General features: G+C 64.2%; 16 protein-coding genes. 8 read left to right on the forward strand and 8 right to left on the reverse strand.

Annotated elements, in window-relative coordinates:
* Nucleotides 1–134: 134 nt before the first annotated feature.
* Nucleotides 135–710, forward strand: a complete 576-nt coding sequence (locus WCJ41_RS01105; protein WP_336904049.1) for a Crp/Fnr family transcriptional regulator — start codon at nucleotides 135–137, stop codon at nucleotides 708–710.
* A 134-nt stretch (nucleotides 711–844) separates the two neighbouring features.
* Nucleotides 845–2,566: an amidohydrolase gene (locus WCJ41_RS01110; protein ID WP_336903968.1), complete on the forward strand. Its 1,722-nt coding sequence runs from the start codon at nucleotides 845–847 to the stop codon at nucleotides 2,564–2,566.
* A 9-nt stretch (nucleotides 2,567–2,575) separates the two neighbouring features.
* Here WCJ41_RS01110 and WCJ41_RS01115 read toward each other — a convergent pair whose 3' ends face one another.
* Complete coding sequence (locus WCJ41_RS01115; RefSeq protein WP_336903969.1) at nucleotides 2,576–3,931, reverse strand: S8 family serine peptidase; 1,356 nt, start codon at nucleotides 3,929–3,931, stop codon at nucleotides 2,576–2,578.
* Nucleotides 3,932–3,972: 41 nt separating this feature from the next.
* The gene (locus WCJ41_RS01120; RefSeq protein ID WP_336903970.1) at nucleotides 3,973–4,320 is read right to left on the reverse strand and encodes a hypothetical protein; all 348 of its coding nucleotides are present in this window, start codon (nucleotides 4,318–4,320) and stop codon (nucleotides 3,973–3,975) included.
* Nucleotides 4,321–4,552: 232 nt separating this feature from the next.
* On the opposite strand from WCJ41_RS01120, the gene WCJ41_RS01125 reads away from it, so the two are divergent.
* The 3 genes from WCJ41_RS01125 to WCJ41_RS01135 all read left to right on the forward strand — a co-directional run bounded on the left by WCJ41_RS01125 (nucleotide 4,553) and on the right by WCJ41_RS01135 (nucleotide 7,019).
* The gene (locus WCJ41_RS01125; protein ID WP_336903971.1) at nucleotides 4,553–5,461 is read left to right on the forward strand and encodes a LysR family transcriptional regulator; all 909 of its coding nucleotides are present in this window, start codon (nucleotides 4,553–4,555) and stop codon (nucleotides 5,459–5,461) included.
* Nucleotides 5,462–5,590: 129 nt separating this feature from the next.
* Complete coding sequence (locus WCJ41_RS01130; RefSeq protein ID WP_336903972.1) at nucleotides 5,591–6,013, forward strand: DoxX family protein; 423 nt, start codon at nucleotides 5,591–5,593, stop codon at nucleotides 6,011–6,013.
* Nucleotides 6,014–6,083: 70 nt separating this feature from the next.
* Complete coding sequence (locus WCJ41_RS01135; protein WP_336903973.1) at nucleotides 6,084–7,019, forward strand: glutathione S-transferase family protein; 936 nt, start codon at nucleotides 6,084–6,086, stop codon at nucleotides 7,017–7,019.
* Here the strand turns inward: WCJ41_RS01135 and WCJ41_RS01140 are convergent.
* Nucleotides 7,016–7,951, reverse strand: a complete 936-nt coding sequence (locus tag WCJ41_RS01140; RefSeq protein ID WP_336903974.1) for a 1-phosphofructokinase family hexose kinase — start codon at nucleotides 7,949–7,951, stop codon at nucleotides 7,016–7,018. The two genes, WCJ41_RS01135 and WCJ41_RS01140, sit on opposite strands and share 4 nt — an antisense overlap.
* A 73-nt stretch (nucleotides 7,952–8,024) precedes the next feature.
* Here WCJ41_RS01140 and WCJ41_RS01145 point away from each other — a divergent pair, with 73 nt between their 5' ends.
* Complete coding sequence (locus WCJ41_RS01145) at nucleotides 8,025–8,366, forward strand: LysR family transcriptional regulator (RefSeq protein WP_336903975.1); 342 nt, start codon at nucleotides 8,025–8,027, stop codon at nucleotides 8,364–8,366.
* Nucleotides 8,367–8,392: 26 nt separating this feature from the next.
* Here the strand turns inward: WCJ41_RS01145 and modC are convergent, their stop codons facing one another.
* The 4 genes from modC to WCJ41_RS01165 form a co-directional block, all read right to left on the reverse strand.
* Entirely contained in the window at nucleotides 8,393–9,484 is a 1,092-nt protein-coding gene (gene modC, locus WCJ41_RS01150) for a molybdenum ABC transporter ATP-binding protein (RefSeq protein ID WP_336903976.1), read from the reverse strand.
* Nucleotides 9,481–10,176: a molybdate ABC transporter permease subunit gene (gene modB / locus WCJ41_RS01155; RefSeq protein ID WP_336903977.1), complete on the reverse strand. Its 696-nt coding sequence runs from the start codon at nucleotides 10,174–10,176 to the stop codon at nucleotides 9,481–9,483. Before modB ends, modC begins: the two co-directional genes overlap by 4 nt.
* Nucleotides 10,177–10,253: 77 nt before the next feature.
* Nucleotides 10,254–10,670, reverse strand: a complete 417-nt coding sequence (locus tag WCJ41_RS01160; RefSeq protein ID WP_336903978.1) for a cytochrome C — start codon at nucleotides 10,668–10,670, stop codon at nucleotides 10,254–10,256.
* Complete coding sequence (locus WCJ41_RS01165) at nucleotides 10,667–11,875, reverse strand: pyrophosphate--fructose-6-phosphate 1-phosphotransferase (protein ID WP_336903979.1); 1,209 nt, start codon at nucleotides 11,873–11,875, stop codon at nucleotides 10,667–10,669. Before WCJ41_RS01165 ends, WCJ41_RS01160 begins: the two co-directional genes overlap by 4 nt.
* Before the next feature lie 159 nt (nucleotides 11,876–12,034).
* Between WCJ41_RS01165 and WCJ41_RS01170 the strand changes: the two genes are divergently transcribed.
* Nucleotides 12,035–12,517 carry a DUF2852 domain-containing protein gene (locus WCJ41_RS01170; RefSeq protein WP_336903980.1) on the forward strand — a complete coding sequence of 161 codons (483 nt, stop codon included), beginning with the start codon at nucleotides 12,035–12,037 and terminating at the stop codon, nucleotides 12,515–12,517.
* A gap of 52 nt (nucleotides 12,518–12,569) precedes the next feature.
* On the opposite strand, the gene WCJ41_RS01175 is transcribed toward WCJ41_RS01170, so the two are convergent.
* Nucleotides 12,570–12,986, reverse strand: coding sequence for a hypothetical protein (locus WCJ41_RS01175; RefSeq protein ID WP_336903981.1), 417 nt, complete (start codon nucleotides 12,984–12,986; stop codon nucleotides 12,570–12,572).
* Nucleotides 12,987–13,171: 185 nt separating this feature from the next.
* On the opposite strand from WCJ41_RS01175, the gene WCJ41_RS01180 reads away from it, so the two are divergent.
* Entirely contained in the window at nucleotides 13,172–15,700 is a 2,529-nt protein-coding gene (locus WCJ41_RS01180) for a response regulator (RefSeq protein WP_336903982.1), read from the forward strand.
* Nucleotides 15,701–15,721 lie beyond the last annotated feature (21 nt).

A 15,721-nucleotide genomic window follows, 5' to 3' on the forward strand; every position in this document is an offset into this window, starting at 1 on the left:
TTCCTTGTCCGCATGTCAGTATTCTCTTGGCTGATGCAGACTTGACATCAGCACTTGTTACGGCCTGCAGGTCATCGTGGCTGTCTGGAATGACGCGAGAATTTCGCGATCAGGTTCTTCGGAAGTCGAGATTGGTGAAGTTCTCCAAGGATCAGCGGATCATCCGTCTGGATGAGAGGGGGTCCGATCTGTATTTTCTGCTCGAGGGAGCGGTGCAAGTCTTGGTCCCGCGCGCCAATCTGGAAGTGATACCCACACATGTGCTGGCTCCTTTGGAGTGGTTCGGCGAGTATGGTGCGTTGACCGGGAACGAAAATGTTGCGGAGTATCGCGCCCGCGTGCCCAGTTCAGCTCTGGTTGTCGCGCAATCAGGGCTGCTCGCCGCAAGAAGCGATCCTGCCTTTCATGGAGCCGTGGTCGAACTTCTTGCCGGCGCATTGCGAGGCTATCTCGAATTGTCTGCCGGGCTTGCTGGCCTGAAGGGCGAACAACGTGTTCGCTCGAAACTCCACACGCTTTCCGGTTCAGCATGCGCAATCAGTGACGGTGCGCGCAAAGTGATTGTCACGCAAGATGAGCTAGCGGCCGTGTCGTGCGTGTCACGCTCAGTGGTATCAAAGGTGCTTTCTCAACTTGAGAATGAGGGAATCATCTCTTGTGGGTACAAATGCATCGTGGTCGTTCAGCGTGGGATGCTGCTTGCAGAATAGAACGAGGTGGGTTTCACGCTGCGAGAACATCTCTCTGTTGATCGATTTGCGACGTATAAGGCTTCTGACCCTTGAAACCTCCGCCAAGGCGTGGAACCGTCTGCCGTTCGTAAACAGTGGGCAGGCGCTTTGTGATGACCAGCAGGATTGACCGTCGAGACTTCGTGAAGGCGGGCGTGGCTGCGCTAGGCGCGGTGGCGGTGCCGGGTGCGATGTCGGCCATGGCGCAGGAGACGGGAGCCGTCATCTACTCCAACGGCACCATTTTCACCATGGAGAGTGACGCGCCTCGCTATGCCGAGGCGGTGGCCGTCAGAGACGGCAAGATTGCCTTCGTGGGTGACAAGGCCGGGGCCATTGCAGCCGTGGGCAATGCCACGGAGGTGGACCTCAAGGGCCGCACCATGCTGCCAGGCTTCATCGACTCCTGGGGGCACTTCGCGCTTTTCGCGCAGCAGACGCTGGGCGTGAACCTCGGTTACTTCGCTGACAAGCCGCCCCACAGCAAGGTGGACGTCATCGCTCTGCTCAAGGCGACCACGCCGTTCAACGGTTGGATCATCGGCTATGGCTATTTTGCCGCGCTGCTATCGGATGGTGCCTTGACGCTTGCCGATCTCGATGAGGCATTTCCCGCCACGCCGGTGATGATCAGCACGCTGTCCACGCTTACCGGTCAGGTCAACAGCGCTGGTCTGGCGAAGCTCGGCATCACGCCCGAGACGCAGGCAGCGCAGCCTGGCCAGATCGTCAAGGATGCGCAGACCGGCAAGCTGACGGGAGAACTTCTGTTCACCCCCTTCCTTGCCGCCCATGGGCAGGCGCTGGGCAGTTATTCTCAGGAGCAGGCACTGAAGACCTTTGTGGCGGCGCAGGCTCTGCTCGCGGCGCAGGGCTTTACCACGGTCCAGAGTTATCAGCTGACGCGCGAGGAGATCGCCAACTTTCGTGCCGCCTTCGACCAGGGGGTTATCGCGCTCGATGTCATCGGCATGCCGTCCATTTCGGATGAGGCCGGGGGCAAGATGGTGGCGGAGGCCGACTGGACCTGGGGCGCCTACAGCCACGGCGACCATGGCCTGAAAATTACCGGCTACCAGGTGGCCACCGACGCCGCGCCGCAGCTGCGGCTTGCGGCCTTCACCCAGCCCTACCTCGACACCACCGGATTCCCCGATGGCTGGAAGGGCATGCTGCTGCCCAAGGAGATGGTGGAGCAGTGGATCGGCTATGCCTATGCCAACGACATCCAGGTCTTCGCCTACAGCAATGGCGATGCCGGCATCGACCTCAGCCTTGCCGCCTTTGAAAAGGCGATTGCCGCCACCGGCAAGGCGGATGATCGCCGCAACCTCATAGCGCACTCCTACTTCGTGCGGCAGGACCAGTTGCCGATCTACAAGAAGTTCAATCTCGGCATCTCCATGATGCCGCCGCACATGATGCTCTATGGCGACCAGTTGATGAAGCTCTTGGGACCGGAGCGTGCGAGCATGGAATCACCCATGGCTTCGGCCCTCGCCGCGGGCCTGCGCACCACGATGCACTGCGACTGTCCGTCGGCCTCGCCCAATGTGATGGAGGCGATCTGGATCGCCGTGACCCGCACCACGCTGTCCGGCCAGGTGCTGGGCCCTCAGGAAGATGTGAAGCCCTATGATGCGCTGCTCGGCGTCACCCGCAATGTGGCCTATACCTATCGCGAGGAGGCCCTCAAGGGCACGATCACGGCGGGAAAGGTCGCTGACTTCGTGATCCTCGATGGCAATCCGCTGAGCGTTGCCCCCAACGAGATCCGCAACATCAAGGTCGTCGAGACGATCAAGCGCGGCAAGACGATCTACCGCCGCGGATAGATCGTGGCGTCACCGCATGCTGAAGATGGCCGTCATCGATAGTGCCGAGGAGAGCGGAAGGGTGCAGGGCCTGGGCCTGCTGCAGCCGCCCCCTGTCCAGCCGATGAATCGCGAGCCGCGATCTGCCTTGGCGGTGAGCTTCACCATCGTTCCCGTGACGATTGGCAAGCTGCAGTCGCTGCTGCAAGCGATCGTGCCGCGCGGCGTGGTGATGTTCACCGTGCCGCCGTCGGTGCCCGTCTTTGCAATGCTGAGCCTGGTGAGCCCATTGAGGGCGGCGGCCACGTCGATGCGCGACTTGGTAATCGGTCTACGCGTCGCGCGATAGTCGGTGACCATCTGCCCGCTGGACTGGAAGGCGGCAAGAATCTCTGTCACCGATGCATCGGTGAATTTCTGCTTCAGCAGTGCCCAGGCGCCCGTAACATGCGGCGCGGCCATCGAGGTGCCTTCCCAGGATTCGTAGTTTCCGCCCGGCACGGAAGAGGTGATCAGCGAGCCCGGCGCCAGCAGGGACAGGAAGGACGCCGAGTTGGAATAGCATGCGACCTTGTCGGCGATCATCGGCTGACCGTCATCGCAAGTCCCAACAGCCGAGTCGGACACTGACCCGACGCTCACGGCCTGCGAAATGCAGGCCGGAAACGCAGTTGAATCCGTCCATCCCTCATTGCCAGAGGAGATGATGGTGGCGATCCCCGCGCTGCGCAGATTGGCGATGGCGGCGGTCATGGCAGGGTAGGCCTTGTCGCAGGTGCGCTGGGCGCGATATCCGCCAAGGCTAATGTTCACGGATGAAACATTGTATGTGGTGCGCAGCTCGAAGATGCGGTTGAGGCCTGCCAGCACGTCGCTGAACCACGCAATGATCTCACCCGGGTTGTCATTGTCTGGGCTGAAGACCTGTACCGCGATGATGTTCGCGTTCTTTGCAATCCCTGAGAATTCGGATTGGTTTCCGGCGGCGATGCCGGCCACATGGGTGCCGTGGGCGCACTCTTCTGTCACCGGGCAGGGCAGCGCCGAGTTCACCTCGGTCGAGATCGTGCGACCCCCGGGACAATAACCGCCCGAGGAGTAGCAGGCTTCCGACACCACCTTGCCAGCGAGGAAGGGATGGTTCTTGTCGACGCCGGTATCAAGGATCGCCACTGTCTGGCCGGCACCCGTGTAGCCCGCAGACCAGGCCGCGGGTGCGCGGATAAGTGCCGCGGACTGCACGAGCCGCGTGTGAAGCTTGATGTTCTCCGAGATACTGACCACGAGCGGATCGGCTGCCAGCTTGGCGAGTTCTTCCGGCGTCACTTCCATTGCCACGAAGGGCAGGGCGGAATAGCTGCGCACTGCGGCCGGGCGCGCCTTCACCGCGCCAGCGAAGCGGCCACGCAGCGAGATCCTGTGTGGTGTCAGTAGTACTTCTGGATGCAGTTGTTGTACTTTTTGTAGTAATAATTGTTCCACTTTTGCGAGCCGCGTACTGCGCCGCCGACACCGCCGACGCCTGCGCCGATTGCGGCCCCGGTGCCGACACCGCTGCCTTTGCCGCCGGTGATCAGGCCGCCGATGATGCCACCTGCGACCGCGCCACCGATGGCGCCACCTGCCGTGGTGCCGAGCGACTTCTCATCGGCATACTTCTCAGCCTTCTTGCGGCAATAGTTCTTTTCGCTTTGCGTGAGCGCGGCGTGGCTTGCTCCTGCCATGAAGGCCGGAACGAGAAGGAGGGTGAGGCCGAACAGGGCTGCTTTTTTCATCTTGCGATCTCCGCTTTTGCGATGCTGTAGTTTCTCACAGCGACCCTGCATCGGCAAGCCCCGCAGTGCCGCGCCCAAGCTTGCTCTCGGGGAGAGTGTCCGCGCTCGAAATGCCGGGCAGACGACCCCAAATGTGGGGAATCTGAGGCTGGTCGGCGAACCGTGCGTGTTGGTTGCGCGCGTGTGCCTTTCGCGGCAATGCTCGTGAGAAGACACAAGGGGCTGGGTTCGAATGCAGAGGCTGGAGTGCGAGCGCATGTTCGCGGCGGTGATGGAAACAGGCAGCTTCGCGGAAGCCGCCCGCCGCCTCGGCACAAGCTCGGGGCAGGCCTCGAAGCTTGTCTCCCGGCTCGAGGCCGACCTTGGTGTAAGGCTGCTCAACCGCACCACGCGCGCCCTGTCGCCCACCGAAGTGGGCCAAGCCTATTACGAGCGCATCCGCGCGGTCATCGATGAACTCGATGCGCTGGGCGAGGCGGTGAAGAACCGCTCCGGCTCGGTGAGCGGGAGGTTGAAGCTCACGGCTCCGCTTTCCTTCGGCACCAAGCAGCTCGTGCCCGCCCTTGTCGCCTTCGCCTCGCGCTATCCGGACGTGAGCCTCGAGGTCGCCTTCTCCGACCGGCTCGCCAATCTCGTGGACGAGGGTTTTGATGCCGCCCTGCGCATTGGCCACCAGAGCGATGCCAGCACGGTGGTGCGCAAGCTCTGCGAGTCACGCATCGTGGTCGTGGCATCGCCCGCCTATCTCGCAACGCGTGGAACGCCCGCGACGCCGCAGGAACTGGCGGCGCATGACTGCGTGGTCGACACCAACTTCAAGGACCGCGACACCTGGCACTTCCTTGTCGCCGCCAAGCCTGTGACGGTGAATGTTCGGGGCCGCATCCATCTTTCCAACGCCGATACCTGCGTCGCAGCGGCGGAGGCGGGCCTCGGCATCACCCAGGTGCCGAGCTTCGTGGCGGGCGACGCCATCCATGCCGGGCGCCTCATGCCACTGCTGCGCGGCTACGAACCACCTGCCGTGCCGGTGCAGGCGGTCTACCCGCCCGGTCGCCACCTGGCGCTCAAGGTGCGGGCGCTGGTCGATTTCCTGGCGGAGCGATTCCGCGGCGAGCCGGAGTGGGACAAGGGCTGGTAGCGCTGAATTGCTTCCAAAATGGAAGCAATCTTCTGCCCGCTGGCCTGATTATCAATCGTAACTGTTTCCATTACCAATAAGTCCATCGCGACCGGCACTTCCGCCGGCGGACTGACAAGGAAACCTCCGATGACCTACGCTGCCACCGAACGCGCCCCGTTCTCCGTTTCCGCCGCCAACGTCGACTATGCGGCGTTGCTGCTGCGCGTCACCATGGGCGTCGCCTTCATCGCCCATGCCTATCTGAAGTTTGCGATCTTCACGCCTGCCGGCACAGTGCAGTATTTCCAGAGCCTCGGTCTTCCCGGCCCGCTCGCCTATGTCGTCATCGCGGCGGAGTTCTTCGGCGGCATCGCGCTGATCCTCGGCCTGTGGACCCGTTGGGTATCGCTCGCGCTGATCCCCATCCTGCTCGGCGCCGTCTTCGCCCATGCCGGCAATGGCTTCTTCTTTTCGGCGGCCAATGGCGGCTGGGAGTTCCCGGCCTTCTGGGCGGTGGCCCTTGCCGTGCAGGCCCTGATCGGCGGCGGCGCCTATGCGCTGAAGGGCTAAGACCTGAACCTTCTCCCGGAGCCGACCGCTCGAGGCCGGCTCCATCTCTTCTTCTGAAAGGACGTCGCTCATGCTCGTCGATGGCAAGTGGTCCGGTGACTGGCACCCTGTGCAGGCCAAGGACAAGAAGGGCGGTTTTGTCCGTCAGGACTCGCAGTTTCGCAGTTTCGTCACGCCCACTGGCGAGGGCGGCTTCAAGGCGGAAGCCGGGCGCTATCACCTCTATGTGGCGTTGATCTGCCCCTGGGCCTCGCGCACGCTGGCCGCGCGCAAACTGAAGGGGCTGGTAGACGTGATCTCCGTGTCGATCATCGAGCCTGAACTGGGCGCCGAGGGCTGGCGCTTCGCCGAAGGCGCGGACGAGGTCAACCACGCTCGCTACATGTACGAGATCTATACCGCCGCGGACGCCCACTACTCCGGACGCGCCACGGTGCCCGTGCTGTGGGACAAGCAGACGCGCAGCATCGTGAACAACGAGTCGGCCGACATCCTCCGCATGTTCAATTCGGGCTTCGGCGACCTGGCGAAGAACAGGATCGATCTGTACCCGGAGCATCTGCGCCCCGCCATCGACGCGCTGAACGCCGCGATCTATCCCAAGCTGAACAATGGCGTCTACCGTTGCGGCTTTGCCACAACGCAGGTTGCCTATGAAGAGGCCTATCACGAGGTCTTTGCAATGCTGGATGAGCTGGAGGAACGTCTCGCCTCCGGGCCATTCCTGTTCGGTGACGAACTCACCGAGGCCGATATCCGCCTCTTCGTCACGCTGGTGCGCTTCGATGCCGCCTATTACGGGCTGTTCAAGGCCAACAAGCGCCGCATCGTGGATTATCCGAATCTCAATGCCTACCTGACGCGCCTGCTGGCGATCTCCGCTTTCCGCGAAACGGTGAACATCTCCCACATCAAGCGCGGCTATTATTCGGTGAAGTCGCTGAACCCCATCGGCATCGTGCCGCTCGGGCCTGATGGCATCGACCTGGACGGAACGGGGCTCTAGCTGGGCCTATGGCCGCCCGCCTTCGCGAACAGGCCGAACACGTCTTCCTTTCGGCACAGCGAAGTGCCGGTGTTGCATGTCGCGGCGGCACCTGCCGCCATGCCGAGCAGGAATGCACGTTCCACGTCCCAGCCTTCGGAGAGGGCCCACACCATGGCGCCGAGGAAGCTGTCGCCGGCGCCCACGGCAGAGCGCTCCTCGACGGGGATGGCGGCAAGCCGCAGCAGCTTGTCGGCGGTGGCCAGCACCGCGCCGTCGGCGCCCAGCGTCACCGCCACCATGCGGGCCTGGCCTCTGGCGATGATGGACTTGGCCGCGGCTTCAATGCCTGCTGCATCGAGTGCATGCCCGGCATAGCTTTCGAGTTCGCTCTGGCTCGGCTTCACCAGATAGATGCCGCCATGCTCCAGTGCGGCCTTGAGCGCCGCACCTGAGGAGTCGAGCACGAAGGGCAGGCCATTCTGCGCCGCCGCCCTGGCGAGACGCACATAGCTGTCGACCGGGGCACCGCGCGGCAGGCTGCCGCTCGCCACCACGAAGCCTTCCTTCTTGTGGAGGATGGCATCGGCGCAGGCATCGATCTCATGCTCGTGCACCTCCGGCCCCTCGGGCAGGAAGCGATATTCAAGGCCACTCGACTGGTCGTGCACCATGAGTGCGACGCGCGTCTCGCCTTCCATGGGAATGGGCTGCCAGTGGATGCCCTCGTCCTTCAGTAGCCGACCGAGAAAGTCGCCCATCTCCCAGCCGGACAGGGTCAGCGCCTCCACCTCGCCGCCCAGTGCGGAGATGACGCGCGCCACGTTGATGCCGCCGCCGCCCGGCTCGAAGCTGGTGTCCTTCAGCCGCACCTTGTGGGTGGGCTGCACTTTCGCGGCCTCGCCGAAGACGTCGATCGTCGGGTTCAGGGTGATGGTGAGGACGGAAGCCATTCAGAGTCCTTGTGGCACTGGATTCGGGTGCCGGTTTGTTCGATCATTGCCATGTGACGAAAGAGCGAATCCCATGGCAGACCTGAGCATCCGCATTGATTTTGGTCCAGACCTGAGGGTGGGGCCAGGCAAGATCGCCCTTCTCGAGCAGATCGCCTCCCTGGGCTCGATCTCGGCCGGGGGCCGTGCCATGGAAATGTCCTACCGCCGCGCCTGGGAGCTGATCGAGGAGCTGAACACGATCTTCGGCAAACCGGTGGTGGACTCGCGCAGCGGCGGCAAGAAGGGCGGCGGTGCGACCCTCACGCCACTGGGCCTTGCGCTGGTCTCGCGCTACCGCGCCATGGAGCGCGCCGCGACAGCCGCGACCGAACCGCACCTCAAAGCGCTGGCTGAAGAAATCGCCAAGGCGTAGGCCACGCTCGGAAGTGTTCGCGGTCGTCAGTGCGGTTCGGCCGTCGGGCCGCTCACCGATACGGCCTTCACCACCGCGAAGGCGGGCGTTCCCGGCGCCAGCCCCATGGCTGACGCAGAATGCCGCGTGATGCGCGCCACCACGGCGGCGCCGCCGCAGTCGAGCCTGACGTTCACCGAGGATGGCCCGGCGGATGAGATCTCGGCCACCGTGCCGCGCAGGATGTTCAGTGCACTGATGTTCCGGGGCTCCTCCAGTGCCAGCATCACGTCGCGCGCGCGGATGCGCACGCGGGCTGGGGTGCCCTCCGGCCCGAGGCGACCCGGCACGTAGATGTCGCCTGCGCCCGAGGCCAGCCGTGTGAGGTCGAAGCCGGCATCATGCGCCGCCACCTGCATGTCGATGATGACGCCGCCTTCCTCGCGTTCATCGTCGGGAACAAGATCAAGGCGCTGGGCGATTTCTGCCGCAGGCCCGAAGGCCGCGAGCTTGCCCTGCGAGAGAACGGCCACGTCAGTTGCCAGCCGCATCACCTCCGCCACGGAGTGGCTGACATAGACGATGGGGATCTTCACCTCGTCGCGCAGGCGCTCGAGATAGGGCATGATCTCTGCCTTGCGCGCGGCGTCGAGCGAGGCCAGGGGCTCGTCCATCAGCAGCAGGCGGGGCGAAGCGAGGAGTGCCCGGCCAATGGCCACGCGCTGCTTTTCGCCCCCCGAAAGATCACGCGGGCGGCGCTTCAGCAGATGCGCGATGCCGAGCAGGTCGAGGATCTGTGTCCTTGCCGCATAGCGCTGGGCCTTCGGCGTGAACCATTCGCCATAGGCGAGGTTGCTTTCCACCGTCATGTGCGGGAACAGCCGCGCCTCCTGGAACACATAGCCGATGCGCCGCTGGTGCGGCGGCACGTCGATGCCGCGCGCGGTGTCCACCAGCACCGTGTCGCCCACGCTGATCCGCGCGAAGTCGGGCCGGATGAGGCCGGCGATGATGTTGACCAGCGAGGTCTTGCCGCAGCCCGAGGCGCCGAAGACGGCGGTGATGCCGCCGGCGCTGGCGAAGGCGGCCTCCAGCTCGAAACTTCCAAGCCTGTGGCGAACGTCGATGGAGAGGCTCATGCGGCGATCCTCTGTACCGCACGGCGGGCAAGGAACTCCGAGATGAGAAGCGCTCCCAGCGAAATGGCAATCGAGATGGCGGTGAGCTTGAGGGCGCCCGCATCGCCACCCGGCACCTGGGTGAGGGTGTAGATGGCTGTGGGCAGCGTCTGCGTCTCGCCCGGAATGTTGGAGACGAAGGTGATGGTGGCGCCGAACTCGCCCATCGCCTTGGCGAAGCACAGGATCATGCCGGCGATGATGCCGGGAAGGGTGAGCGGCAGCGTGACGGTGAGGAACACCCACAGCGCGCTGGCACCGAGCGTGGAGGAGGCGGCCTCGAGCTTCGTGTCCACCGCCTCGATGGAAAGCCGGATCGCCCGCACCAGCAACGGGAAGCCCATCACCGCGCAGGCGAGCGCGGCACCCGTCCAGCGGAAGGCAAAGACGATCCCGAACTGCGCAAGGAATGCGCCGACGGGCCCCTTGGTGCCGAAGGTGAGCAGCAACAGGTAGCCTGTCACAACGGGCGGCATGACCAACGGCAGGTGCACGATGCCGTTGAGCAGCGACTTGCCCCAGAACTCCTTACGGGCCAGCAGCCACGCCACGGCAATTCCCACCGGCAGGCTGGCGATCATCGCCACGGTGGCTACCTTTAGACTGAGGCGCACGGCCTCCCATTCCTCGGGCGTGAGGGAGAAGAAGGTCATGGCGCAGGCTGGCAGGTCAAGGATATCTCCGCGCTATACCCGACTGGCTATAACACATTCCTGGCCGGGGCAAGCCGTCACTGGGAGACCTGGATCGACCCGACGTAGTGGACCAGCGCAGAGATCCGCCGCGAGGCCTCATCCGAGGCTTTGAGGGCCTGTTCGATCGTGGTGCTCTTGCCCACCTGCTCGGTGACGAAGACGTCGCCCCAGATCGGCATGTCGCGGGTGCCGTGGCCGTCAGGCATGTCCAGCCCGGCGATGGTCTCGAAGACCTTTTGGGCCGGAAACTCCCCGTATTTCTGTGTTACCACCGTCAGGTCGGCGGGTTTCTTGGCGAGGCGAGCCGCCTGCGTGCCGTCGCCCTTGCCGTCGCGCCCATGGCAGGGGGCGCAGAGCTGTCCGAAATCTGCCTTGGCCTGGTCCAGCGTGGCGTCGGCCAGCGCGGGGGTGACGAGAAGCAGAAGGGCGAGCAGGGGGTACAGCGCTTTCATGTCACTTGTCCGATATCTTTCAACATCTCGGTGAACCATGGTGTGTGGACGTCGAAGTGCTTGCCGCCCTTGATGCGCGGAAATTCGATGGCACGCAACTCGTCCTCGCGCTCTTCGTCATGGCCGATGACGCCGGAGACGCCGTCGAGGGCAGAGTCCACCGCAACATGGACCATGGCGCGGATCAGGTCGAGGTCGGCCTGGTTGGCCGCCGCCGAGCGCCCGAAATAGCCGGACTTCTGCACCAGCGTCTTGTCAGCACCGATCTTCTTGGCGAACTGCTTGCCGAACCAGTCACCCACCTTCACGCTGTCGAGGTGGACGTGGCCGAAGGCATCGCGCTCCACATGCTCGCCCTTGGCCTCGAGCTCGGCCACGATCTCGGGCACGCAGGCGCCCTCGCTCACGAAGATCGAAACGGAGTCGTATGTGTCCATCACCTTGTGGAGGCGAGCGGCCTCCTTCTCCATGTCGATGTGCATTTCGGGAATGTAGACGGCGTCGATGTCCTTGTGCTTCCGGTCAAGATTGAACTCGGGCAGGAACTCGAGGTGGTCCAGCCGGTCGCGCCAGGCCCTGGCCGTGGCGGCGGTGAGCCAGCCGCAATGGCGGCCCATCACCTCGTGGATGACCAGCTGGCGCGACGAGGTGGACTGCTCGTTGACCACGTTCTCGAAGAACATGGCGCCATGCTCGGCTGCCGTCCAGGCGCCCAGCGTCTGGCGGATCGGGACGACGTCATTGTCGATGGTCTTGGGCAGGCCGACGACAGTCAGCTCATAGCCGTTGGAATGGAGATAGGCGGCGAGATCGGCGGCGGTGGTGTTGGTGTCGTCGCCGCCGATCGTATGGAGGATGGTGACGCCGTCCTTCACCAGCTGGTTCGCCGCCACCTTCAGCGGGTCCTCGCCCTGCTTGACGAGGCCGCGCTTCACGCAGTCGGCGACGTTGGTGAGCTTGACGCGGCTGTTGCCCAGGGGCGAGCCGCCATGGCCATGGAGCACATGCGCCCGGCGGCGCACCTCCGGCGTCACGGGGATGGATTTGCCGAGGAGCAGGCCCTTGTAGCCCGACAGGTAGCCGATCATCGGTGCCTCGGGGGCGATTTCGGAATAGCGCTCGATGAGGCCGCCCACCGCCGAGGAGAGGCAGGGGGCGAGGCCGCCCGCGGTCAGCATCGCGATCTTGTGGTGCGTGTGGGTCATTTGACGTAACTCCTCGGGAAATCAGCATTTAAAGAGTTAGCACCGGAGCGCCGCCGGCGGAACCCGGCAAAACGGCGGAGCGGCAATTCCGATTTTCATTGAAGCGGGGGGGTAGGGTTCCTACCTGAACATTCGTCAACTTTTGAGAGAGGATCGGAGATGACACATTCGGCTTCGGCTGGTTTCGAGCAGAACGGCAGCACGCACAAGCGGGGCTGCGGTTTGAGCTCAATGGGCCGTTGGTCGGCCTGGGAGATCGGCGCAATGGTCGCCGGCTTCGTGGTGTTCTGGCCCCTGGGGCTCATCGCCCTCTTCCTGAAATGGAAGAACGGCGAGATGTGGAAGGGCTCGGCAGAGACCGCCGCCCCGTGGGCAGGCTTCAAGGCACCTGACCTGTCAGGCTGGAGCGCGGGCTGGAAGAACCAGTCCAGCTCCTATGGCTTCGCCGGCTCCGGCAACGCCGCCTTTGACGCCTACAAGCGCGAGCAGCTCAAGCGGCTCGACGAGGAGCGCCGCAGGCTGGAGGACGAGCAGAAGGCCTTCCGCGATTTCGTGGAGCGCCTGCGCCGCGCCAAGGACCAGGATGAGTTCGACCGTTTCATGAACGAGCGCCGCTCGACGCCGCCCGCCGTGAACGAGTAATTCACGCCAACCCTAATGCGAGAGCCCGGCCATTGGCCGGGCTTTTGTCGTTCTAGAGTTCGGGATCTTCGCGACGAGTCGTCGGGCCTGCCGACAGGGTTTTCTCGACATAGACCGAGGGCCGCGGTGCGGCACGTGCGGTGCCCGCCGGGGGCTTGGTGGAGAAGTCCAGTCCGCCCGTCGTTGTGCCCAGTGATGGGGCGCTCTGGGTGGCGCCGATGCCACCCTCGATGACGATGTCCTGCGGGCCGCCGATGAGGATCAGGTGCTCGACAGTGTCGCGCCGCACCAGCACCAGGCGCCGGTCCTTGTCCACCTCATAATATTCGCTGACGCCAAGGCGCTGGCCGCGCCGGCCGCCGGAGACGCGCGGGCTGTACTTGCGCCAGACCGCAAGCAGGATGATCACGATCAGCAGGATGACTGCCGCCGTGATGATGTTGTGCATGTTCTGGTTCAGGAATTCCATCCCGACTCCCCTCCACAAACGCGAAACAACGTCCCTTCCGGCACAGCCTTGCGTACCGGTTTCTGCCCGGTCGGGGACTCTGGCGGCAGGCCAAAGATTTGTAAAGCGAAGATCAATGGCAGGCTGCAGGCGATTCCGCGTGCCCCCGATTGCCCTATACTGCAATTGATTCGGGGTGGGGTTTGATGACGGACAGGAACGTGCCGGTGACAGGCGGGATCGCAGCGCCGGCGGCAGCGGGCGGCGGCGGGGCAGGCCGTGCCCTGATTGCCCTGCTGCTGGCGGTGATCGTCGCGGCGACGGTGGTGTTCGCCCTCCGCCACCTTCCGGCTGGCAATCCGCGCTGGCTGCTGTGGGCCGGTGCGGCACTGGCGGGGCTCGGTCTTCTTGCATTGCTGGCACTGGTGGCGGGCCTGCTCAGGCTGGGTGGCGACCGTAATGACCGGGGCTTCCTCGACGCGCTCACCGCCGCCATCGGCCATCCGCTGGTGGTGACGGATGCCGAGGGTCGCGCCGTCTATGCGAACGCATCCTATCAGGCTCTCGCTGCCAAGGCCGGGCGCCTCGTCGGCATGGATGTGCTGTTCGCGCCCTATGCGGAATTCTCCGCACCCGTTTACCAGCTCGCACAGGCCGTCGCCGAAGGCCGCAGCGAAACGCGCGAGCTGCGCGTGGCGCAAGGTGCCGCGGCACCCTGTGCCAAGCCCGACCGACCTGTGTGGGTGAAGCTCTCGGCCACGCACGTGCAGCGCGGCGACAAGCTGTTGCGCCTGTGGCAGATCGAGGACATCAGCGAGGATCGCGCGCGGCAGGAGCAGGCCTTCTCGCGGCTGCAGTTCATCATCACCTATCTCGACAATGCGCCCGCCGGTTTCTTCTCCACCTTGAGCGACGGGCAGGTCGACTACATCAATGCAACGCTCGCGCAGTGGCTGGGGGTGGACCTCACGGAAGCCCAGAACGCCGGCATGAAGCTCTCCGACCTGCTGGGCGAGCAGGCGGCCCGCCTCGTCTCCGGCGTGGCGCCGAAGCCCGGCACCGCCGTGACGGAGAGCTTCGGCCTTGACCTCCGCAACAACATCACGGGCAAGCTCATCCCGGTGCAGCTAATCCACCATGTGGAATTCGATGCCGAGGGCCAGCCCTCGCCGTCGCGCACCATCGTGGTGCCGCGTCACCTTGCGGGCACCTCCGCGGCGGGCGGCGAGATTTCCGCGCCCCGGCTGTCCCGCTTCATCAACAATGCGCCCATCGGCATCGCCGAGATCGACAAGGACGGCATCGTGCGCATGGCGAACGGTGCCTTCATCGAACTCTCGCCCAAGGCGCGGCGCGGCTCTGAGCTCTCCGCGGCAATCGTTGCCTCGGAACGCGCCTCGCTGCTGCAGACGCTGTCGACGGCTCTGCGGAACGAAGGCAGCCTCCACCAGATCGAGGCCAATGTCGAAGGCACGACCCCGCGTAACGTGCTCTTCACCTTCACGCGCCTTGCGCCTGAAGATGATACGGCGGTGGTCTTCGCCGTGGACAAGACTGAGAACAAGTCGCTCGAGGTGCAGCTCGCGCAGAGCCAGAAGCTGATGGCCGTGGGCCAGCTCGCATCCGGCATCGCGCATGACTTCAACAATGTGCTGACCCCGATCATCGGCTTCGCCGACCTGCTGCTGGCCAAGATGCGGCCGACCGACCCCGCCTTTGCCGACGTGATGAACATCAAGCAGAACGCCAACCGCGCCGCGAACCTGGTGCGCCAGCTCTTGGCCTTCTCGCGCAAGCAGACGCTGCAGCCCAAGGTGCACGTGCTCACCGAGGCGCTTTCCGACCTCGGCAACCTGCTTGGCCGTGTGCTGGGCGAGAAGGTGTCGCTCAAGATCAACCATGATCGCGAGCTGGGCCTCGTGATGGTCGACATCCACCAGTTCGAGCAGGTGATCATCAACCTCGCCGTCAACGCGCGTGACGCCATGCCCAATGGTGGCTCGCTCACGGTGCGGACCCATAATCTTGGGGTGGAGGAATCGCGCAGCATCATGCCGTCGCTGATGCCGCCCGGCGAGTATGTGGCCTGCGAGGTGCAGGACACCGGCAGTGGCATTCCGCCCGAGATCCGTGACAAGATCTGGGAACCCTTCTTCTCGACGAAGGACGTTGGCAAAGGAACGGGCCTCGGGCTTTCCACCGTCTATGGCATCGTGAAGCAGACGGGCGGCTTCATCTTCTGCGACAGCGAGATGGGCAAGGGCACCACCTTCAAGATCTACCTGCCGCGCTACTATCCGCAGAAATCGGAGGCATCTGCCGCCGTCGAGGAAAAACCGGTGGAGGCGCCCAAGCGCGACTACACTGGCAAGGAGCGCATCCTTCTGGTCGAGGACGAGGATGCGGTGCGCGCCTTCGCGCTCCGTGCGCTCACGTCGCGCGGCTACACCGTTGTCGAAGCGGACTCGGGCGAGAGCGCCATCGAGAAGATCGACATGGACGACAAGGGCTTCGACCTCATCATCTCCGACGTCGTGATGCCGGAGATGGACGGCCCCACCTTGCTCCGTGAACTGAGGAAGCGCGGCAACGAGACCAAGTTCGTGTTTGTGTCCGGCTACCCGGGCGAGCAGTTCGAGCAGGACCTCGAAGGCCACGCCGGCTACAGCTTCATGCCCAAGCCCTTCTCGCTGAAGCAGCTCGTCGAGAAGGTGAAAGAGGCGATGGAGGTTTAGTTCCGGTCTTCATAAGGGTAA

Origin of the sequence: Aestuariivirga sp. (assembly GCF_037139295.1) — a bacterium.
In the GTDB taxonomy this organism is placed as follows: Bacteria; Pseudomonadota; Alphaproteobacteria; order Rhizobiales; family Aestuariivirgaceae; genus Aestuariivirga.